The sequence below is a fragment of the Rheinheimera sp. D18 genome, from assembly GCF_004345025.1.
Lineage (GTDB): Bacteria > Pseudomonadota > Gammaproteobacteria > Enterobacterales > Alteromonadaceae > Alishewanella > Alishewanella metallidurans.
The window spans coordinates 17,333-38,167 of sequence record NZ_CP037745.1 but is presented as its reverse complement, the minus strand read 5'-3'; the positions used below and the strand labels follow the sequence as shown (position 1 = coordinate 38,167).

The window sequence follows — 20,835 nt, the reverse complement described above, 5'->3', positions numbered from 1 at the left end:
AGCGCAACTCGCTATAATAGCGCCTTCATGCTTTTAGTTCATCACGATCAGAAGGAAACAATCATGCAAGTTGGCATCATTATGGGTTCGACTTCAGACTGGCCTACTATGAAACACGCCGCTGATATGCTGGATAAATTCGGTATCGCCTATGAAACCAAAGTTGTTTCCGCACATCGTACACCACAATTATTAGCAGATTACTCTAGTTCTGCGGCAAACCGTGGCTTAAAAGTAATTATTGCCGGTGCAGGTGGTGCAGCGCATTTACCTGGCATGGCAGCAGCATTTACTAGCTTACCAGTGCTAGGTGTGCCAGTGCAGTCTAAAGCCTTAAAAGGTATGGATTCTTTATTGTCTATTGTGCAAATGCCAAAAGGTGTAGCAGTAGGCACCATGGCGATTGGTGATGCCGGGGCGGCAAACGCAGGCTTATTAGCAGCACAAATTCTTGCTACGCATGATGCCGAACTAATGAAAAAGATAGATGCCTTTCGCCAAGCGCAAACCGATTTGGTATTAAGCCAGCCTGATCCATCACAGGTACAATTATGAATGTATTAGTGTTAGGCGCTGGGCAATTAGCGCGAATGATGTCTTTAGCCGGAGCGCCGCTTAACATCAGCATTAGTGCTTATGATGTCAATACCGATAGCCTAGTGCACCCGTTAACCCAGCAAAACTTGGGTACCGGCCTTGCTAATGCTATTGCTGCCGCCGATATAATTACCGCAGAGTTTGAGCATATTCCGCTAGCAATACTTGAACAGTGCCAAAAAAGTGGCAAATTTTTCCCCGGCGAAACCGCGATTAAAGCCGGTGGCGATCGCCGGCTGGAAAAACAATTACTAGATAGCGCTAACGTGGGTTCTGCGGCTTATCATATAGTGAACAGCGAAGCTGACTTTAATCAGGCTATTAGTAAGCTTGGCTTGCCGTTAGTATTTAAAAGCGCCCTAGCTGGCTACGATGGTAAAGGCCAATGGCGGCTAAAGCAGGCCGAAGATACCGCCGCTTTATGGCAGAAAATCAGCGCCTTTTTAGCTGCAGATCCGCAACAGAGTATTGTTGCTGAACGATTTATTCCGTTTCAACGCGAAGTGTCTTTAATTGGTGCTCGCCGCGCTAATGGCGATATAAAGGTATACCCATTAACCGAAAATCATCATGTTAATGGTGTGCTTAGCGTGTCGTTAGCCGTGGCAGGAAATGAGCAATTGCAGCAACAAGCCAGCCAAATGTTTACCGCCATAGCAAATAAACTAGACTATGTTGGCGTGCTATCAATCGAGTTTTTTGATGTTAACGGCAAATTACTGGTTAATGAAATAGCACCTCGGGTACACAACTCGGGGCACTGGACACAGCAAGGTGCCGATGTTTGCCAGTTTGAACAACACCTCCGCGCCGTATGTAATTTACCCTTAGGCAGCACAGCATTAATCAGGCCGAGCCTAATGGTTAATATCTTAGGTGAAGATAGCGTGTCGGAAGATATTTTGGCAATGCCAGGGCTACATTTACATTGGTATGGCAAAAGCAAAAGGCCGGGTAGAAAAATGGGCCACATTAATTTGTCCGCAGCGAATAACTTAGAATTAAAAGCCAGATTTACGCAGTTAATTAATTTGCTACCTGAAGCTACATTTCCTGAATTACAGCAAATGGTTGATAGAGTAAGCTAGCCATCAATACCGGCAGCTTCGGCTGCTGGTTGTTTTTCACCGCAACCCTTATCCGCGCAGTACACACCCTGCTTCTTCTCAATCAGTAACGTAAAACCACAATGACAACAAGCACCGGCTATCGGTGAATCATTGAGTAAGAATTTACACTTAGGGTAATTATTGCAACCCCAAAATTGTTTACCAAATTTACTGGTACGCTCAATCAACTGCCCTTGTTTGCATTTAGGGCAAGCAAGCCTGTCAACTTCGGGCTGTTCATGCTGCTCATTAACCACAAAGTGACAATCAGGGTAATTAGTGCAGCCAATAAACATACCATAGCGGCCATTCTTTACCGCTAACGCCGAGCTGCATTGTGGGCAAGCTTCGGTTTCTAACACCTTTACAATCGTTGTTTCATGCGGATGCAAGGCCTTTATATAATGGCAAGCCGGATAGCCACTACAGCCCAAAAATGGCCCATTTTTGCCCGACTTCATTGCTAAAGCTTGGTGGCATAATGGGCAAAGCTGCTGCTGTTGTGGTAAAGCAAATAGAGCGGAGTCGTCGGTCATAAAATAAGGCCGCTTAATGCAGCGGCCCTTCTGGTTCCTCAAAAATTAAATCTTCCATCTGGGCATAAGCAGATTCATTACCTGGCACATTAAATAGCACCATTAATACCACCCACTTTAAGTCCTCTAAACTTATACTATTGCTATCCAGATCCATAACTCGGTCTATTACCATTTCTCGAGTTAACGCACCCAATACATTAATTTGCTCTAAAAACAGCAAAAAACCCCGACATTCAACATCCATTTTCGCCAACTCAGGCGCACTATAAATGCGGGTAGCATTGGAAATACCGTGCGACAAATAGGGTTTAACATGGCTCTCCTGCAATGCAGACAAGTTATCAAGCCATTTTAATGCTTTAAAAATATCATCGTCATGAAAACCTGCACGGCTTAACTCTTTGGTCAGATCGGCATGATTAACGTAAATATCAGATTCATTATGAATATAGTTTTCAAACAGATAAACGAGGATATCAAACATACTTAGCCACTCCTCACTCTTATGTAGCCACCAGGAACTGCTGCTACTTCACCTGCTAACTCCAGTTGCAACAACGCTATAGCTGTATCAGCAACAGCTAAACCGCTGCGCTCTGCAATTAAGTCAACTGCGGTAACTTCATCTGCTACGTTAGCCAACAACTGACGGGCAAACAAGTCTAATTCAGTACTTTTTTCTGGTTCAGTAACATTAGTTATGTTGCTTTGATTAAAAAAGCTCCACTCCTCTATTATATCGGCCACTGAGGTTACTAATTTAGCGCCTTGTTGGATTAAACTATGGCAACCCGCAGATTGCGGGCTGTAAATGGGTCCAGGCACAGCAAACACATCCCGACTATATTCTGCGGCTAAATTAGCACTAATTAGCGTGCCACTTTTAAGCCCCGCCTCAACTACTATAGTGCCAATACTTAGGCCTACTACTATACGGTTACGCTGTGGAAACAGTTCTGCTCTGGCTTGTACATCCGGAAAATATTCAGACACTAACGCTCCCTGTTCCACTATGGCTTCAGCTAACGCTTTGTTACTCGCTGGGTAGACTTGCTCTAAACCATGCCCCAATACTGCAATAGTTAAACCTCCAACACTGAGTGCGCCCTTGTGGCTTTCGCTATCAATACCTCGCGCCATACCACTGGTAATAACATAACCTTGTTGGCTTAGTTCACTAGCAAAATTAAAGGCTACCTTACGACCGGTCGGAGTTGGCTGCCTACTACCTACCATCGCTAACTGCTGTTGTGCTAACACATGCGGGTTGCCCTTAACAAACAACAATAACGGCGGCTGTTTAGTTTGTTTAAGTAATGCAGGGTAAAGTGGATCGGCAAATGTAAGTATATGGTGATTACAGGCTTGATTAAGCCACGACAGTGCATAGTCAGCTTTATCTTGCGCTTCGTATGCCAAAATATGGGCTTGGCGCTCAGTAAAGCCGATATTGCGTAAAGTGCTGGCGGGTTGCTTTACCAACTCAGCCACAGAAATTTGCTCGCTAAGACGCTGGAACTTCAAGCCATCTAGGCCATGCACAGAGGCTAAAGCGAGCCAGTTTCGGATATCATCCATAAAAACTGGCTCCATAAAGCAGGTTACAGGTTTGCTATAGTATCGCCTACACGAATTGGCTGTTGAGTTTTAGTAACAATACCAAAGCTAACATTCTCAGATACTTTAAACACCATTAGCTCGCCGACTTTTTCTCGTGGTAACGCGATAGTGTCATCGCCAAAATTTTTGAACATTTTTTGTAATTTAGTGGCATCTTCAACATAAACAGGGCCATTTTTGCCATCAATAACTGTTGGCGAGTTACGATAAATGCCCAGCATATGACCTGACTTTAGCTCATTTAAGCTACCGCGGTTTAATACCACAATATCCCATTTAGAAAATTCTCGCAGATTTGACGTTGTGTCTATAATAGTACCGTTAATTTCAAACTCTGGCTTTTGCATCACAAAAAACGCAGGCAATGCTTGACCATCTAATGCAGGCATAACTCTATCACCCTGCTTAATCTCGCGTTTAACGCTTAATACTTTTAGTGATGCCGCCTCGATTGGCGTGCTGTCGGTAGCATCACGACCCGCACGAAATGCCCGAGCGGTTGCAACTAGCGTAGTTTCGTAACCTAATAAGTCACCCGTTTCTAAGTCGATATAAGGCTTACCTTTGCGATAAACACCGTATGATGCACCCGGTTCCAAAACACCTTTAGTATAAATAGTGTGGTCACCAACTGAATTTTTTACGTTAGCATTTGAGCCTAAAACATAAGGCAGCGCAGCAATTTTCTCTTCGCTAAGCGCCTGCTCAAAAGTTAAGTAATGACGAATCATGCTTAATGGCAATGTACTTACAGCCTCGCCACCCTTCATCGTTTTGCGAATACCGGGCGATAAGCGTTTTGCATTTTCGTTAACCATCAAACGCGGTCTGCCTTGCGCATCGTAAGTTAACGTAAGTGTGTCGCCAGGGTAAATTAAATGTGGATTATCAATTTGCGGGTTCATTTGCCACAATTGTGGCCATAACCAAGGCTCATTTAAATATAGGGCTGAAATATCCCATAACGTATCGCCTTTTTTAACGACATAGCTCGCAGGAGCATCATTGCGAATTTTTAGCACGTCCGCCAATACATTAAAAAAGCCACTCATAATGATAAGAGTGACCAAAATTGCAAATTTTTTCAGCATGCCTGCATCCTTGAGCTATATCTTATTGTAATTATTGTACACTAAGCTGTTCATACAGCATATTAATGGCTAAAATTAAAACATATCACAACCCCTGAAACAAAGCATATTTTTGTAGGTATTATGGCAGTTTTACATGTTTTACATTATCCAGACGAAAGACTCCGTACGATAGCCGCTCCGGTTGATAAAGTGACGGCTGAGGTTAAGCAATTAGTGGCGGACATGCTAGATACCATGTACGCCGAAAACGGTATTGGCTTAGCCGCAACCCAAGTTAACGTGCATCAACGCATAGTGGTTATTGATATTTCTGAAGACCGTAACGAACCTATGGTATTTATTAACCCGGTAATTTCAACTCGTAGCGGTGAAACTAGCTATGAGGAAGGCTGTTTGTCGGTGCCACAAAACTACGCATTAGTAGACCGCGCTGCTGAAGTAACGGTTAAAGCCTTAGATAAAAATGGCGAAGAGTTTGAGCTTAATGCTGATGGTTTATTAGCTATTTGCTTACAGCACGAACTAGACCATTTAGTTGGTAAATTATTTATTGATTACCTGTCACCATTAAAACGTGACCGTATTCGGAAAAAATTAGAAAAAGAAGCCAAAATGGCGCAGCGTCACGCGCTGTAATCAGGAAGTACTGTGAGTCAATCTTTGCGAATTATTTTTGCCGGCACGCCGGACTTTGCGGCGCGCCATTTACACGCGTTGTTAGATTCTAATCATCAAGTTGTTGCCGTTTATACGCAGCCAGATCGCCCAGCTGGTCGCGGCCAACAGCTGCAACCTAGCGCCGTTAAACAGTTAGCATTAGCGCATAACGTAGCGGTGTATCAGCCCAAATCGTTAAAAAAGGCCGCTGCGCAGGCTGAATTAGCGGCACTAAATGCAGATTTAATGATTGTTGTCGCCTACGGCTTAATATTACCGCAAGCTGCACTAGACATACCCAAGCTAGGTTGTATTAACGTGCACGGCTCGCTGCTTCCGCGCTGGCGTGGCGCTGCACCTATTCAACGCGCAATCTGGGCCGGCGATAACATTACTGGCATTACTATTATGCAAATGGACGCCGGCTTAGATACCGGCGCCATGTTAAGTGTAATTAGTTGCAATATTGAAGCCAGCGACACCAGTGCAAGCTTGTATGACAAATTAGCGCAACTTGGCCCGCAAGCCTTGTTAACTGCAGTAAATAATTTACCCGCATTACAACAACACGCACAGCCACAAGATGATAGCTTAGCAACCTACGCCGAAAAGCTGCACAAAGACGAAGCAGAGCTAAGTTTTAATAAAGACGCTCAGGCTTTGGCACGTGAAATTCGCGCCTTTAACCCTTGGCCGGTTAGTTACATTAACCTGGCGCAAGGCAGCGTGAAAGTATGGCAAGCTAAGGTAGCAGACACCGCACACAGCGCAGGACCTGGCACAGTGTTAGCCGCCGATAAGCACGGCATTTGTATTGCTTGTGCCACTGGTGCACTAATTATTACGCAATTACAGCCACCGGGTAAAAAAGCTATGCCAGCAGCAGATTTCTTAAATGGTCGTGCCGACTGGTTTAGTCTAGGCAGCATCATTGGCGATAAAATATGAGCCGTAATATTCGCGCCATAGCAGCGAAATGTTGTTTTGATGTTGTCGACCAAGGCATGTCGTTATCAGACGTTTTACCCAAAGCGCAAGCCTTGTTAGATAACGCGCTAGATAAAGCCCTATTACAAGAAATATGCTTTGGCGTAATGCGTTACTTGCCGCAGTTAGAGGCAGTTTGCAATCAGCTGATGACTAAACCACTAATCAAGCAGCTACGGCCGCTGCAGTTTTTACTTTATGTTGGTATTTACCAACTTAAGTTTATGCGCATTCCTGATCATGCCGCAATTAGCGAGACGGTTGATGCCGCACGTGAATTAAAAGGCCAGTCGCTAACTAAACTTATTAACGGCGTATTGCGTAATGTGCAGCGCCAACCTGCCGTGTTTGACTTTGATAACGCACCGCTAGCAGTACAGTTTAACCACCCAGGTTGGTTTATTACCGAATTGCAGCAAGCCTACCCGCAACAATGGCAACAAATCTTAGAAGCTAACCAGCAAAAAGCCCCATTATGGCTTAGGGTTAACGTAAATAAAGTTAACCCAACCGATTATGCCGCAGCACTTACTCGCGCAGGTATCGAGTACAGCCGGCCAGTTGCCGATTTACCAGCCGCGATTAAGCTAACACAAGCGCAAGATGTTACTACTTTACCCGGCTATGCCGAGGGTTGGTTTTCAGTGCAAGATGGCGCAGCACAATACGCGGCCAGCTTACTGCAAGTTAGCGACGGCCAGCGCATTTTAGATGCCTGCTGCGCACCTGGCGGTAAAACCTGTAATATTCTTGAACTGGCACCTCAGGCAGAAGTAACTGCTTTAGATAAAGAACCCAAACGCTTACTGCGCGTGCATGAAAATTTAGCCCGCTTGGGTTTAACTGCCAAAGTGATAGCTGCCGATGCAAGTGCGCCAGATAGCTGGTGGCAAGGCCAGCTATTTGACCGTATTTTATTAGATGTGCCTTGCTCGGCTAGCGGTGTGATAAGACGCCATCCCGATATTCGTTGGTTAAGGAAAAAAGCCGACATCGCGGCACTTGCTGAGCTGCAACAGCGTATACTACAACAATGCTGGGTGTTATTAGCACCAGGTGGCATTCTACTGTACGCCACCTGCAGCGTGTTACCACAAGAAAACAGCGCGCAAATAACGCAGTTTCTGCAACAGAATAACGATGCAAGGCTAGATCTATTGCCTCAGCAAAGCCCTGAGCAGCCGCACGGTTGGCAGTTGTTGCCTGGCGAGCAAGATATGGACGGCTTCTTCTATGCTAGGCTGCTAAAAGCAGCAAATTAAGACACTGTGGTTAACTATAGCGAGCAAGCATGAAGATTATTATCTTAGGTGCAGGCCAAGTTGGCGCCACGTTGGCGGAAAACTTGGTAGGAGAACAAAACGACATTACTGTGGTTGATATTGACGCAGACAAACTGCGCGCCCTGCAAGATCGTTTTGATTTACAGGTGGTGCACGGCCATAGCTCTCACCCTGATGTGTTGAGAAAGGCCGGCGCAGAAGATGCCGATATGATTGTGGCCGTAACCAACAGCGACGAGGTTAATATCGTTGCTTGCCAGGTTGCTTATAGTATCTTCAATACACCGCTTAAAATTGCCCGCATTCGTACCAATCAATATCTAAAGTACCGTGAGCAATTGTTTCATAAAGACGATATGCCAGTAGATCACTTTATTGCCCCAGAAGCTTTAGTTACTAATTATATTCGTCGTCTTATTGATTACCCAGGCGCACTGCAGGTAGTAGAATTTGCCGGCGGCAAAGTTAGCTTAGTCGCGGTAAAAGCCTATTATGGCGGCTTATTGGTCGGCCATGCGTTGTCGGCATTAAAACAGCACATGCCAAATATAGAAACCCGGGTTGCGACTATTTACCGACGCGGCCATGCTATTCGGCCCATTGGTACCACCATCATTGAAGCTGACGATGAAGTATTTTTTGTCGCAGCAACCAAGCACATTCGCGCGGTAATGAGTGAACTACAAAAATTAGAGCGCAGTTACCGGCGCATTATGATTGCCGGCGGCGGTAACGTTGGCTTTGGTTTAGCTCGTGCGTTAGAGAAAACCCACAACGTTAAGCTAATTGAACGCGGTAAAGAACGCGCCGAATTTTTGTCTAGCGCGCTAGATAACACCGTAGTTTATGTTGGCGATGCCTCAGATCCTGAATTGTTAGAAGAAGAAAGTATCGAGCAAGTTGATGTTTTCATTGCGGTTACTAACGATGACGAAGCCAACATTATGTCTGCCATGTTAGCTAAACGTATGGGGGCGCAAAAAACCATGGTGCTAATTAAACGCAGTGCCTATGTTGATTTATTGCAAGGCGGCGAAATAGATATTGCCATATCACCACAGCAAGCGACCATTTCGGCGTTGCTTACTCACATTCGCCGTGGCGACATTGTAAACGTGCATTCACTAAGACGCGGCGCAGCAGAAGCGATTGAAGCTATAGCGCATGGTGATAGCAGCACCAGTAAGGTAGTAGGCAAAGCCATTGGCGCGCTTAAACTACCACCGGGTACAGCTATTGGCGCCATAGTGCGTGGTGATGAGGTGTTAATAGCCAGCAATAGCATGATTATAGAAACCAACGATCATGTTATTTTATTTATGGTCGACAAAAAGCACATTATTGAAGTAGAAAAACTGTTTCAAGTCAGTGCGATTTTTATCTAGTCTTTCCAAAATGCCGGCGTAAATAGCACCAACAAAGTAAATACTTCCAGCCGACCAAATACCATGGCAGCAACGAGTAACCATTTGCTAGCGTCGGGAATACTACCAAAGTTGGCTGCAACCTCACCCAGACCTGGGCCTAAGTTATTTAAACAGGCCGCCGTTGCCGTAAAAGCGGTAATATTATCTAACCCAGTAAGCAACAATAACAACATAATAACTAAAAACACTAAAGCATAAGCAGCGAAAAATCCCCACACCGCCTCAACAATACGATCAGCAACTTGCCGTCGGCCTAACTTTATTGCATATACCGCCCGCGGATGAATCAGTCGATTTAACTCGCGCTTGCCCTGTAAAAACAATAACAATACTCGCACTACTTTTAAGCCACCACCGGTGGATCCAGCGCAGCCGCCAATAAAACTAGAAAACATCAGTAAAATTGGTAGGAATAGTGGCCACGCGGAAAAGTTAGCCGTAGTAAACCCTGCGGTTGTGCCAATAGACACCGCCTGAAAAGCAGCTTGATCGAACGCTTCGCCCGCACTGCTATACACATTGGTAGATAGTAAGGTTGCAAAGCAAATAAATATAATTGTAGCTTGGATAGCTAAAAAGGCTTTAAATTCTGGATCACGAAAATAGGTGCTAACGCTTTTACCTCGTATCGCAGCAAAGTGTAGCGGAAAGTTAACCGCGCTTAGCAGCAAAAACACCACACAAATGCCGTTAATTAAAGGGCTTTGAAAATGACCAACACTGGCATCATAAGTAGAAAAACCACCGATAGCGATAGTAGCAAACGCATGGCAAATAGCGTCGAACCAGTTCATACCAGCAAGAAAAAACGCCAGTGTACAGCTTAAAGTTAGTGCTAAATAGATATACCACAGGTGTTTAGCGGTATCGGCAATGCGCGGTGTCATCTTGTTGTCTTTTACCGGCCCTGGCGTTTCCGCCCGATACAGCTGCATGCCGCCCACACCTAACATTGGCAATATTGCTACCGCCAGTACAATAATACCCATACCACCGAGCCATTGCAGTTGCGCGCGATAATATAAAATAGCTTTGGGTAAAAACTCGATACCGGTTAAAACGGTGGCACCGGTAGTGGTTAAACCAGAAAACGCTTCAAACATCGCGCTGGCTAAACTCAGTTGCAGGTTGCTGGCTAATAAAAACGGCATCGCCCCAGCGGCGCCTAGCACGATCCAAAATAAGGCGACAATTAAAAAACCATCTCGTACTTTTAACTCGGCTTTATGTTGGCGATTGGGATACCAAATTAAAAAGCCGATAAACACACAAAGTACAAACGACAGCAAAAAAGGTACGCCGGCACCATCCTTATACCAGTATGCAACAAATGCCGGAGGCACCATGCTGATACTAAAGATGGCGATCAGCAAACCTAAGATCCGGATTATCGAGCGGTATTGCATACCTTAATGCTGTCCTTACGGCCTGTTAAGCCAGCTGTAAATCACGGGTCATATTTTCGTTTCGGTCTTGGTGCACAATAATATTATCTTCAATACGAATACCACCAAACTGCCGAAATGCGTCAACTTTATGCCAGTTAATATATTGGCTAAATTCTGTTGCTGCTAAGTCAGCTAATAGGCTGTCGATAAAATAGAGACCAGGCTCAATGGTAAACACCATATTAGCTTCAATGCTGCGTGTGCATCGCAGATATGGATGGCCTTCTGGCGGCGCAACGTTAGTGCCGCGCTCGTCAGCCATAAAGCCGCCAACATCATGTACCTGCAAGCCTAAGTGATGACCAAGCCCGTGTGGGAAAAACGCCCGGCTAATTTGGCGTTCTATTATGGCGTCGGCTGATAGTTTAACGAAATCAAACTGCTGCAGTATAGTGGCGATTTTTTGATGGCACTGCACATGTAGCTCACCATATTTTAACCCTGGTTTTAAACCATCAACCAGTTGTAACTCAGCGTCATTCACTGCGCTAATTAAACTGCCAAATTCATCTTGTGGGTTAAAACTGTAAGTACGGGTAATATCTGCCGCATAACCATGAAACTCGGCACCGGCATCAATCAAAAATGAATGCTGCTGCTTAGGCACTTTGCGCTCTAATGCGGTGTAATGCAAAATGGCGCAATTTTGGTTAAGTGCAACAATATTACCATACGGCATTTCATTTTCTGTTTGTCGTGCGGCGGCCAAGTAAGCTAACTGAATATCAAACTCACTGCCGCCAGCATAAAATGCTGCTTTAGCCGCGTTATGCCCAGCAACCGCCATTTTATTAGCTATACGCAAGCACGCCTGTTCGTAAGGCGTTTTATAAGCTCGATAAAAATGAATATAACTTAATACCGGCTCTGGATTAATTTCGTTAAAACCTAGCGCTCGAGCAACTTCTAAATACTCGCCCAAATAAGCCATTCCAGCTTTATCGTAAGGCAGTAAAGTTTCAACCTTGTTGGCTTTATCTAATAACTGAATATCAAAATGTTCAGCCCAAAAGTCGTTAGGTTCGTCTGGCACTTTATGCCAAAAATCTTTGGGGCGATAAAAAATCAGCTTAGGCTTATTTACGCCATCAACAATTAACCAACAATGCGGATTATCTATTACCGGCAGCCAGGCTTTAAACAGCGGATTCGCTTTAAACGGATAATCCATATCATCCAGAAACTTGCGCTGAGCTTGCCCAGAGTGGATCACTAACGCATCGAGGTTTTCTCGTTGTAACAGAGTACGAGTACGCACCTGCAATTCGGCAATATGCGCCTGATACAGGCTTTGATAAGAAGCTGTCATAAGTGTCTGACCTGTTGGCTGAAAAACATGCAGGATATCATAACATTATTCCACTACCAGCCCAATTTGCATTGTGGTTAGCGGTTTAAATACGTCAATGGGCGAATTTAGCCTGATATTATATATCTGATAATACGCCATCACCGCTTTAACGTAATCTCGGGTTTCACGATACGGAATGGTTTCAACCCAGACATCGGCCGGTACCGCATAATCTTTGGGCACCCACTGCTTTACTCGACTATAGCCTGCGTTGTAGGCCGCGGTTGCCATCAGCAAATTGCCATCGTTACGTTTCATTAGGTAATTTAGGTAATCGGTGCCGTAATCAATATTAGTTGCTGGGTTATTTAGCTGCGCTAGCTGCACCGGTTTTTTTGCTATTTCTCGCGCTGTAGCTGGCATCAGCTGCATTAAGCCTCTAGCGCCTACAGGTGATGCAGCATCAGCCATAAAAGAGCTTTCACGACGCGCTATTGCCATTGCCCAACCCGAATCTATTTCTGCCTTGGCTGCTGATTGATTAATTTCAGTTTGAAACGCTAACGGAAACCGCAACTCTACATCATCCCAATAACCCACGTCGGCCAGAGAAAATATTGCTCTTTCATACCATTGTAGCTGATGCGCTAACTTGGCAGATACCAGCTTTTGCTGCTCATCTGAACTAGACTGTAAGTAGTTCCACTCTCGCCTTGCTTCAGTTAGCCGGCCTAAAGCCAACCATTCTTGCGCTCGCTTTACCGCAGAGTGCTGTTGTAAACCTGCCAACTCTTGTTCTGACACCACCACAGGTGTGTGCGCTAAGCTAGGTGGTAAGCCCATTTTAGCTGCCGCCATAAAACCATAAAAGTGTCGCTGTAATGCTAGCGCTTCAAACAGCGGTTTGGCTTTATCTACTTGGCCTTGCTGCTCATACGAGCGCGCCAGCCAATATTGCCAACTGGTATCTTTAGCAACCTCTTTGGGTAAGGCCTCTATTATCTTCTGTACCTCTGGCCAATCTAACTGCGACAAGGCATGGCTGACTTGCCAATGTGCCAAGGTATTATCAATTAATTCAGCTGGCAGCTCTTTAAACCACGTTGCGGCACGGTCATCCCCTTTGCTAGCTAGTGCAATGGCAAACTGCCGCTGCACATCTAAACGCTGCCCGGCACTAAAATAAGGGTCATTAACAAATTTCTGCCACACCTTTAATGCTTGGTCTGGGTGGCGCCAAATAAGCCGCTTCATACCATAAGCTGCAATATCACGCTCTTGTATGGTTTTTAACGGGAAAAATTTATTATTCGCAATCACTGCGGGGTTACGCCGAGTTTGTTGATACATATCCGCAAGATATTGCTGCTCAGCTGGCAGTTGGGTTTTTAAATAAGGTATTAAACCCGCATCACCACCTTCAGCTGCTAAACTTATGCGCTGCCATACCAGCTCGTTTTTTTGCTGCCCAGCTTTGCGCCATGCAGAAAATAAGGGGTCACACGCGCTAGGTTGAGATTTACCCACAACCCATAACTTAGCAATCTGTGGCCACAACACGGCATGATCAGCATCTTTTGCTGACAACTTAAAACGTAGCGCCAAACATTCTAATTCAGCGTCTTTTGAACCGGCATAGTGCGACAAAAACATTGCGCCTTTTTGCCGTTTAGCTAAATCAAGCAACCAGGGTTTACGCAGTGGCCAATCGACCGGCGTAGCTTTATTTTTCTCTAAAAACTCGCCTATTCGCTCATCGGCGGTTAAAAACTGTTGTAAACGGCGCTGCTCCAAATAAGGAAGCAGCGGATAGTTGGCAAATTTATTTAATACCTTTTGTGCCTGCTCATAAGTTAAGCTGCCAATTTGGCGCTCGGCTTGTAAAAACTCATTACGTAACGCTGCCTCTGAAGACACTGACGCCATAGATAGTGGCGTCAAAAGCAGGCTAGTCAGCATAAAAACGATACGTTTCACGACGATAAACCCCCAACAAAAATTCTAATCCGAAAGAAATACACCTATAGTTATCGCTGGCCGTTGCGGTCATATTCAAACAAGTGTTTAAATAACGGTTGAATTTTTTACCAAACCGCGACACACTGATTCAGATAATCTCATCGTACCAGTTGCGACCAACCCTAACTTACGCGACCAAGGAGCACCGTTATGATTTACCAGAGTGACAACATCAGTGTTGCTTACCTGAAACCTGGTATTGCCCGTTTTGCTTTTAATGCAAAAGGTTCAGTTAATAAATTTGACCAGCAAACTCTATCTGATTGTAAGACAGCTTTGGCGCAACTGCACGTCGACAAAGCATTACAAGGCGTTATTTTTTGTAGTGAAAAAGACAATTTTATTGTTGGCGCTGATATTACCGAGTTTTTAAGCACATTTTTACGCCCAGAAGCAGAGTTAGTGCCGTGGATTAAAGAAGCCTCTGATGTATTCGATCTAGCTGAAGACTTGCCGGTGCCAACAGTAGTTGCTATTAAGGGTTTCGCGCTTGGTGGCGGGTGTGAGTGGTCACTTACATCTGACTATCGCGTAGCAGATACGACCACCCGTATTGGTTTACCCGAAGTTAAATTAGGCTTAATGCCGGGCTTCGGTGGCACTGTGCGCTTGCCGCGCATTATTGGCGCCGATAACGCAATGGAGTGGATCACCACAGGTAAAGACCACAGCGCGGAGCAAGCACAAAAATTTGGTTTAATTGACGCCGTAGTTGCACCAGAAAAACTAGAAGCCGCTGCACTTAGCATGTTGGAAGACGCAATTGCAGGCAAGCTAGATTGGCGCAAAAAGCGCGCCTTTAAACTACAGCCGTTAAAACTAAATAAAACTGAAGCGATTATGAGCTTCTCTACCGCTAAAGGTATAGTGTTTGCCAATGCAGGTAAACATTATCCGGCGCCAATGATGGCAGTAACTACGATAGAAGCAGCAGCAAGGCTAGATCGCGCCGGCGCGATGGCGCTAGAAAATGCCGGCTTTGCTAAACTGGCAAAAACCGATGCTGCTACCGCGCAAATTGGTTTGTTTTTAAATGATCAACTGATTAAAGGCAAAGCAAAAAAAGCTGCAAAAACTGCAACTAAAGCTATTAATAAAGCTGCCGTAATTGGCGCTGGCATTATGGGCGGCGGCATCGCTTACCAATCGGCCTTAAAAGGCGTGCCAGTAGTAATGAAAGATATTGCTGATAAAGCCTTAGCATTAGGTATGGGCGAAGCTACGAAACTACTAGCCAAGCAGGTTGAGCGCAACAAACTTGACGCTGTAGGTATGGCTAAAGTTATTTCATCTATTACACCAACCCTAAGCAATGAACCGTTAAAAACGGTAGATATTGTGGTTGAAGCGGTAGTAGAAAACCCGAAAGTTAAGGGCGCGGTATTAAAAGAAGTAGAAGGCATTATTGCCGACGATGCAATTTTAACCTCTAACACCTCAACTATTTCTATAGATTTGCTAGCAGCTAATTTAAGCCGGCCAGAAAACTTCTGTGGCATGCACTTTTTTAATCCTGTACATCGCATGCCATTAGTCGAAGTTATTCGTGGTAAAGACACCAGCGAAGAAACGGTTGCTGCTGTAGTCGCCTATGCGGCTAAAATGGGTAAATCGCCTATTGTGGTTAACGACTGCCCGGGTTTCTTTGTCAACCGCGTGTTATTCCCCTACTTTGCTGGCTTTAGCAAGTTAGTGTTAGATGGCGCCGACTTTGCCCAAGTTGATAAAGTAATGGAAAAGCAGTTTGGTTGGCCAATGGGCCCAGCTTATTTGCTAGACGTAGTCGGCTTAGATACCGCCTACCATTGTACAGACGTAATGGCCGAGGGCTTCCCAACCCGCATGGCTAAACTTGACAATGACCCTGTTGCCGCCATGTTTAAAGCTGACCGTTATGGCCAGAAAAATGGCCTAGGCTTTTATGCGTATAGCAAAGATGCCAAAGGTAAGCCGAAGAAAGATATCGACGAAGCGGCAACTAGCTTACTAGCCAACCTTAGTAGCGCAAAACAAGAGTTTACCGCAGATGAAATTATTGCCCGCGTAATGGTGCCAATGATTAACGAAACCATTCGCTGCTTAGAAGAAGGCATTATTGCCACTGCTGCTGAAGCAGACATGGGCTTAGTTTACGGCTTAGGCTTTCCGCCGTTTCGTGGTGGCCCGCTGCGCTATGCCGACACTATGGGTTTAGCAAACTTTGTCGCACTGGCCGATACCTATAGTCACTTAGGCGAAATTTATCAGGTAACCGACAAAACCCGCGCCATGGCCGCCGCTGGCCAGCGTTTCTTCCCGGTTTAAGCGCAGGAGCAGAATAATGAAAAACGCAGTTATAGTAGATTGTATCCGCACCCCTATGGGGCGCTCTAAAAATGGCATGTATCGTAATGTGCGTGCTGAGCAACTTTCGGCACATATTATGGCGTCATTAGTGGCACGTAACCCAGCACTAGACCCGGCCGATATTGACGATGTTATTTGGGGCTGTGTGCAGCAAACCCTAGAGCAAGGTTTTAATATTGCTCGTAATGCTGCGCTACTGGCTGGTATTCCACACTCAGTGCCTGCCGTAACGATAAACCGCTTGTGCGGCTCTTCTATGCAAGCTCTGCACGACGCAGTACGCGCTATTCAAACTGGCATGGGCGATGTGTACCTAATTGGCGGCGTAGAGCATATGGGCCATGTACCCATGAATCACGGTGTTGATTTTGATCCGGCGTTATCCGTGTCGGTTGCTAAAGCTGCAGGCATGATGGGTTTAACCGCCGAACTACTCGGCAAAATGCATGGTATTACTCGCCAGCAGCAAGATGAATTTGGCGCACGCTCGCATCGCTTAGCACAAGAGGCCAGTGTTGAAGGCCGCTTTAAAAATGAAATTATTCCTACCGAAGGCCACGACGCCGATGGCGTGTTAAAGCTGATGGATTACGATGAAGTTATTCGCCCAGAAACTACGGTAGAAACGTTAAGCAAGCTACGCCCAGTGTTTGACCCAGTAAACGGTACGGTAACTGCTGGTACATCATCAGCGCTGTCTGATGGTGCCTCTGGCATGTTAGTAATGAGCGAAGAAAAAGCCAAAGCCTTAAGTTTACCTATTCGCGCTTACGTGCGTGGTATGGGCGTAGCCGGTTGTGACCCATCAATTATGGGCTACGGCCCGGTACCCGCAACGAAAAAAGCCTTAAAAATGGCCGGTTTGACCATTAAAGATATTGATTATGCCGAGCTAAACGAAGCCTTTGCCGCACAAGCATTACCAGTAATGAAAGACTTAGGTCTGTTAGAAGTAGCAGAGCAAAAAGTAAACTTAAACGGTGGCGCTATAGCACTTGGTCATCCGCTAGGGTGTTCTGGTTCACGCATTGCCACTACGCTAATTAACGTAATGGAAGACAAAGGCGGTAAGTTTGGTTTAGCCACTATGTGTATTGGCTTAGGCCAAGGTATCGCTACCGTGTTTGAGCGGCCATAAACTGGCAGCCTTACTCACAATCGCATAGAATAAAGGCCGTTTTTACGGCCTTTATTTTTTCTTAATTGTTTGGTTGGAACCGGTTAGGTTTTAAAATTTAATTATCGGAGTAATAATGCAGCAGTTTTTTAGCAACGCAGATAAAACCTTAGATGCCTTAGGTATGCGCTGCCCAGAGCCGGTAATGATGATACGCCTACAAATTCGCCAAATGCAGGCAGGTGAAACCTTACTAATTATAGCCGACGACCCTGCCACTACTCGTGATATACCCGCATTTTGTCGTTTTATGGATCACCAGTTACTTGCCAGCGACACTACGGAATTGCCATATCGCTATGTCGTTAAAAAAGGTTAATTCAGTAATCTAGTGTTTATTAAGTTGTTGCTCGCACGGAGCGCATCATGATCGTCATCCATCTTAGTGGTTGGCCAGTTTCTTAACAACCATAGCTACTTGCAATCTGTAGATAAAAACGGCATTTTAATACTAAGCACTAGCAACCGTATTAGAGTGTAAAACGTTATGGATAACCGTTTTGCTGAATCGCTGGCACAACTAAAAGAAAAAGCCAACCACTCCAGTTCAACTAAGGCAACTGTTACTCAAGCCTTGTTGCAGGGTTGTTTAGACACACTGCAAATTCAACGTGCCGGCCTATGGCTGTTTGTCGATAGTGATCTAATGAGCTGTCAAATGCTATTAGATCAACAACATGGCATTACTGAAGAGGCCTTGATGATCGACCGTTGGAGCTTTCCAAACTATTTTTCCGCGTTAGATAGTAACGATGTGGTCCTCGCAGCTGATGCTTTTCATCATCCAGCAACGTCCGAGTTATGTGAGCATTTTTTACGACCAATGAATATTCGCTCATTACTTGACGTACCGATAAAGCAGCGCAGTGGTATTGCCGGCATCATTTGTTGCGAACAAACAAACACGATAAAGCACTGGAGCGTCGATGAAGTCGAGTTTGTAAAAGCGGTTTGCAAACTGTTTGGCTCAAGTATTATCTAGAATATATAAGTTTAATAGTGACGATTTATTTGCAGTTCCACCGCCATTACTGTGGTGTTATTTAGTGTTCATTTTGTTGCGGAGCCGTTATGCAACTATCACCTGCCGATTTACATATTTTGCTGATTGAACCTTCAGAGGTACAACGTAAAATTATTCGTAAAAAACTGCTTGAAGAAAACGTTACTCAGGTAGCAGAAGCAGACTGTATAAACACAGCACTAAAGCTTATTGCTCAACATAAACCTGATGCCATTGCCTGCGCTTTACACTTTGTCGACGGCACCGCAGAACAACTGCTGCATCAGCTTAAAGCTAACCGCAATACAGCTGATATCCCGTTTATGCTGGTATCAAGTGAGAGCCGTAAAGCACAGCTAGAAACCTTTAAGCAATCAGGCGCTATTGCGATACTACCTAAACCGTTTAACGCGATGCAACTGGGTAAAGCCCTTAATACAGCAATAGATTTACTTAACCCTGCAGAATTGGAATTAACCTTGTTTGATGTACACGATATAAGGGTGTTAGTGGTAGATGACAGCCGCCTAGCCCGAAATCATATTCGTCGCGTACTCAACAATCTAGGCATGCAGCATATTACCGAAGCAGAAGACGGTAAACAGGCGATCAAACATCTGCAACAGCAGATGTTTGACTTAGTTGTTACTGATTACAATATGCCTGAAGTTAACGGCCGAGAACTAACTGAATTTATCCGTGAACATAGCGCCTTATCACATATCCCAATACTAATGGTAACCAGCGAAGCAAACGATACGCACCTTGCTAATATTGCGCAAAGTGGCGTTAATGCGATGTGTGATAAACCCTTTGAACCAGAAGCGGTAAAGCAGTTGTTATATAGATTATTAGAGCAGTAAATAACATAACCAACACGTCTGGTAGCTGCTCAACAAGCAGGTTGTTAGACTTATGCTAGCATCTATAGTGCGCTTATCGGTTTGGAGTTGCCATTGCAAACGCAGTTAATTAAACATGACAAGAAGCAGGTTGATAAAATAGACGCGCGTCGGCGCCATTATATTTTGGCCTTCGTCAGTTATATAACAAGTCTTGTGATGTTTATCTACGGCATTAAAAATATCCATGCCGAAGAGATACTATTACCGGTTATTTTATTTGGCACTGGCTTATTGTTTCTAGTTAACATCATCGTGTTTCAAATTAGCCACAACCTTGACCGAGCCTGTGCAGTTGAAGCAATTTTAGTCGGTTTTTTTGTTTTAAGTTTAGTGTTTCAAGGCGGCTATAACAATACTGCTTTATATTGGGTTTTTCCCTTTCCCGCTATATTATTCGGTCTACTTGGCGTTCGCAAGGCATTGATTTTTAACTTTTTATTATTAACTTCGCTTGCTGTCATGTTATACATTCCCGACTTAATTCCTGCGCAGTATAAAGATGCGGAAGCCAGCCGCTTTATTGCCTCACTGGTTATCGTCATCATTGTTTGTTGGATAAACGATTTTTATCGTGAGCGTAGCCATCAAGCAATGGACAAGTTGCAAGAAAACAAAGAGCTGCAAGCTAATACCGATGCCCTTACCCTGCTAGCAAATAGGCGCTTTATCGACTCCAGCTTAATGCCTAATTTAGCCGAACAACCGGAGCTGTTTGTTCCGCTGGCGCTAATTATGTGTGATATAGATCATTTTAAACGGTTGAACGATCGCTATGGTCATAATGTCGGTGACGATGTGCTAAAAGCGATCTCGATGTTATTTAAACGCAATATTCGACAACAAGATTTTGCCTGTCGAATAGGCGGAGAAGAGTTTTTATTAATTTTACCCCACACCAATCATACCGATGCACTTAATGTTGCCGAGAAAATTCGCCAACAAGTTAGCCAAGAGAAAATGCTAAAACAAGATAAGCATTATCAAGTTACTGCGAGCTTCGGTGTCGCCATTTGCGAGAGTGCCGAACAGTACGACGAAGCACTTAAGTTAGCCGATAAAATGCTATATAGCGCAAAAAATGCTGGCCGAAACCAAGTTGCAGGTTAATAAAAAAGCCAGCTATCATGCTGGCTTTTTGTTATTGGCTCTAGCACTACTGCAATACTGAAATATCTGCTACCTGCAAAAACAACTCGCGCAACTGCTTTAACAGCGCCTGGCGGTTGGCCCGCACGGCGGCGTCATCGGCATTTACCATTACTTTGTCAAAGAAGTTGTCAATAACCTCGCGCATTGACGCTAAGTGGGCTAACCCTCTCCCAATTTTCAGGGC

20 protein-coding genes are annotated in these 20,835 nt (G+C 44.8%); 12 read left to right on the top strand and 8 right to left on the bottom strand.

All coding sequences use genetic code 11. The features are described from left to right. Window positions 1–63 precede the first annotated feature (63 nt). Together purE and E0Z06_RS00155 are read left to right on the top strand one after the other, a co-directional pair. Window positions 64–555 carry a 5-(carboxyamino)imidazole ribonucleotide mutase gene (gene purE, locus E0Z06_RS00160; protein ID WP_132580777.1) on the top strand — a complete coding sequence of 164 codons (492 nt, stop codon included), beginning with the start codon at window positions 64–66 and terminating at the stop codon, window positions 553–555. Beyond that, entirely contained in the window at window positions 552–1,685 is a 1,134-nt protein-coding gene (locus E0Z06_RS00155; RefSeq protein WP_132580774.1) for a 5-(carboxyamino)imidazole ribonucleotide synthase, read from the top strand. The genes purE and E0Z06_RS00155 overlap by 4 nt, the downstream gene beginning before the upstream one ends. On the opposite strand, the gene E0Z06_RS00150 is transcribed toward E0Z06_RS00155, so the two are convergent. From E0Z06_RS00150 to E0Z06_RS00135, 4 genes are read right to left on the bottom strand one after another with little or no spacing between them, the layout of a single operon-like run. Beyond that, complete coding sequence (locus E0Z06_RS00150; RefSeq protein ID WP_132580771.1) at window positions 1,682–2,242, bottom strand: type I DNA topoisomerase; 561 nt, start codon at window positions 2,240–2,242, stop codon at window positions 1,682–1,684. The genes E0Z06_RS00155 and E0Z06_RS00150 overlap by 4 nt on opposite strands. A gap of 13 nt (window positions 2,243–2,255) precedes the next feature. Further along, entirely contained in the window at window positions 2,256–2,729 is a 474-nt protein-coding gene (locus E0Z06_RS00145) for a DUF494 family protein (RefSeq protein ID WP_132580768.1), read from the bottom strand. Window positions 2,730–2,731: 2 nt separating this feature from the next. Next, entirely contained in the window at window positions 2,732–3,823 is a 1,092-nt protein-coding gene (gene dprA / locus E0Z06_RS00140; protein WP_132580765.1) for a DNA-processing protein DprA, read from the bottom strand. Window positions 3,824–3,846: 23 nt separating this feature from the next. Next, on the bottom strand, window positions 3,847–4,956 hold the full coding sequence (locus E0Z06_RS00135) for a LysM domain-containing protein (RefSeq protein WP_132580762.1): 1,110 nt from the start codon (window positions 4,954–4,956) through the stop codon (window positions 3,847–3,849). A gap of 123 nt (window positions 4,957–5,079) precedes the next feature. Between E0Z06_RS00135 and def the strand changes: the two genes are divergently transcribed. From def to trkA, 4 genes are read left to right on the top strand one after another with little or no spacing between them, the layout of a single operon-like run. Continuing rightward, a complete protein-coding gene (gene def / locus E0Z06_RS00130) occupies window positions 5,080–5,595 on the top strand; it encodes a peptide deformylase (RefSeq protein WP_132580759.1) in 516 nt (171 codons plus the stop codon). Window positions 5,596–5,607: 12 nt separating this feature from the next. After that, window positions 5,608–6,564: a methionyl-tRNA formyltransferase gene (fmt, locus tag E0Z06_RS00125; protein ID WP_132580755.1), complete on the top strand. Its 957-nt coding sequence runs from the start codon at window positions 5,608–5,610 to the stop codon at window positions 6,562–6,564. Continuing rightward, a complete protein-coding gene (gene rsmB / locus E0Z06_RS00120; protein WP_132580752.1) occupies window positions 6,561–7,865 on the top strand; it encodes a 16S rRNA (cytosine(967)-C(5))-methyltransferase RsmB in 1,305 nt (434 codons plus the stop codon). The genes fmt and rsmB overlap by 4 nt, the downstream gene beginning before the upstream one ends. Window positions 7,866–7,894: 29 nt before the next feature. Further along, window positions 7,895–9,271 carry a Trk system potassium transporter TrkA gene (gene trkA / locus E0Z06_RS00115; protein ID WP_132580749.1) on the top strand — a complete coding sequence of 459 codons (1,377 nt, stop codon included), beginning with the start codon at window positions 7,895–7,897 and terminating at the stop codon, window positions 9,269–9,271. On the opposite strand, the gene E0Z06_RS00110 is transcribed toward trkA, so the two are convergent. From E0Z06_RS00110 to E0Z06_RS00100, 3 genes are read right to left on the bottom strand one after another with little or no spacing between them, the layout of a single operon-like run. Beyond that, complete coding sequence (locus tag E0Z06_RS00110; RefSeq protein WP_132580746.1) at window positions 9,268–10,719, bottom strand: TrkH family potassium uptake protein; 1,452 nt, start codon at window positions 10,717–10,719, stop codon at window positions 9,268–9,270. The genes trkA and E0Z06_RS00110 overlap by 4 nt on opposite strands. Before the next feature lie 25 nt (window positions 10,720–10,744). Then, window positions 10,745–12,070: a Xaa-Pro dipeptidase gene (pepQ, locus tag E0Z06_RS00105; RefSeq protein ID WP_132580743.1), complete on the bottom strand. Its 1,326-nt coding sequence runs from the start codon at window positions 12,068–12,070 to the stop codon at window positions 10,745–10,747. Between the two features lie 45 nt (window positions 12,071–12,115). Beyond that, window positions 12,116–14,029: a transglycosylase SLT domain-containing protein gene (locus E0Z06_RS00100; protein WP_132580740.1), complete on the bottom strand. Its 1,914-nt coding sequence runs from the start codon at window positions 14,027–14,029 to the stop codon at window positions 12,116–12,118. 192 nt (window positions 14,030–14,221) lie between these two features. Between E0Z06_RS00100 and fadB the strand changes: the two genes are divergently transcribed. From fadB to E0Z06_RS00070, 6 genes are all read left to right on the top strand, one after another. Next, entirely contained in the window at window positions 14,222–16,375 is a 2,154-nt protein-coding gene (gene fadB, locus E0Z06_RS00095; protein WP_132580737.1) for a fatty acid oxidation complex subunit alpha FadB, read from the top strand. A gap of 16 nt (window positions 16,376–16,391) precedes the next feature. After that, window positions 16,392–17,555: an acetyl-CoA C-acyltransferase FadA gene (fadA, locus tag E0Z06_RS00090; RefSeq protein WP_132580734.1), complete on the top strand. Its 1,164-nt coding sequence runs from the start codon at window positions 16,392–16,394 to the stop codon at window positions 17,553–17,555. A gap of 115 nt (window positions 17,556–17,670) precedes the next feature. After that, window positions 17,671–17,913, top strand: coding sequence for a sulfurtransferase TusA (gene tusA / locus E0Z06_RS00085; RefSeq protein WP_132580731.1), 243 nt, complete (start codon window positions 17,671–17,673; stop codon window positions 17,911–17,913). A 168-nt stretch (window positions 17,914–18,081) separates the two neighbouring features. Beyond that, on the top strand, window positions 18,082–18,576 hold the full coding sequence (locus E0Z06_RS00080; RefSeq protein ID WP_132580728.1) for a GAF domain-containing protein: 495 nt from the start codon (window positions 18,082–18,084) through the stop codon (window positions 18,574–18,576). A gap of 89 nt (window positions 18,577–18,665) precedes the next feature. Next, a complete protein-coding gene (locus E0Z06_RS00075; RefSeq protein ID WP_132580725.1) occupies window positions 18,666–19,460 on the top strand; it encodes a response regulator in 795 nt (264 codons plus the stop codon). A gap of 93 nt (window positions 19,461–19,553) precedes the next feature. Next, window positions 19,554–20,609, top strand: coding sequence for a GGDEF domain-containing protein (locus E0Z06_RS00070; RefSeq protein WP_132580722.1), 1,056 nt, complete (start codon window positions 19,554–19,556; stop codon window positions 20,607–20,609). Between the two features lie 46 nt (window positions 20,610–20,655). Here the strand turns inward: E0Z06_RS00070 and E0Z06_RS15540 are convergent, their stop codons facing one another. Further along, entirely contained in the window at window positions 20,656–20,796 is a 141-nt protein-coding gene (locus E0Z06_RS15540; protein ID WP_165907357.1) for a hypothetical protein, read from the bottom strand. Between the last annotated feature and the right edge of the window lie 39 nt (window positions 20,797–20,835).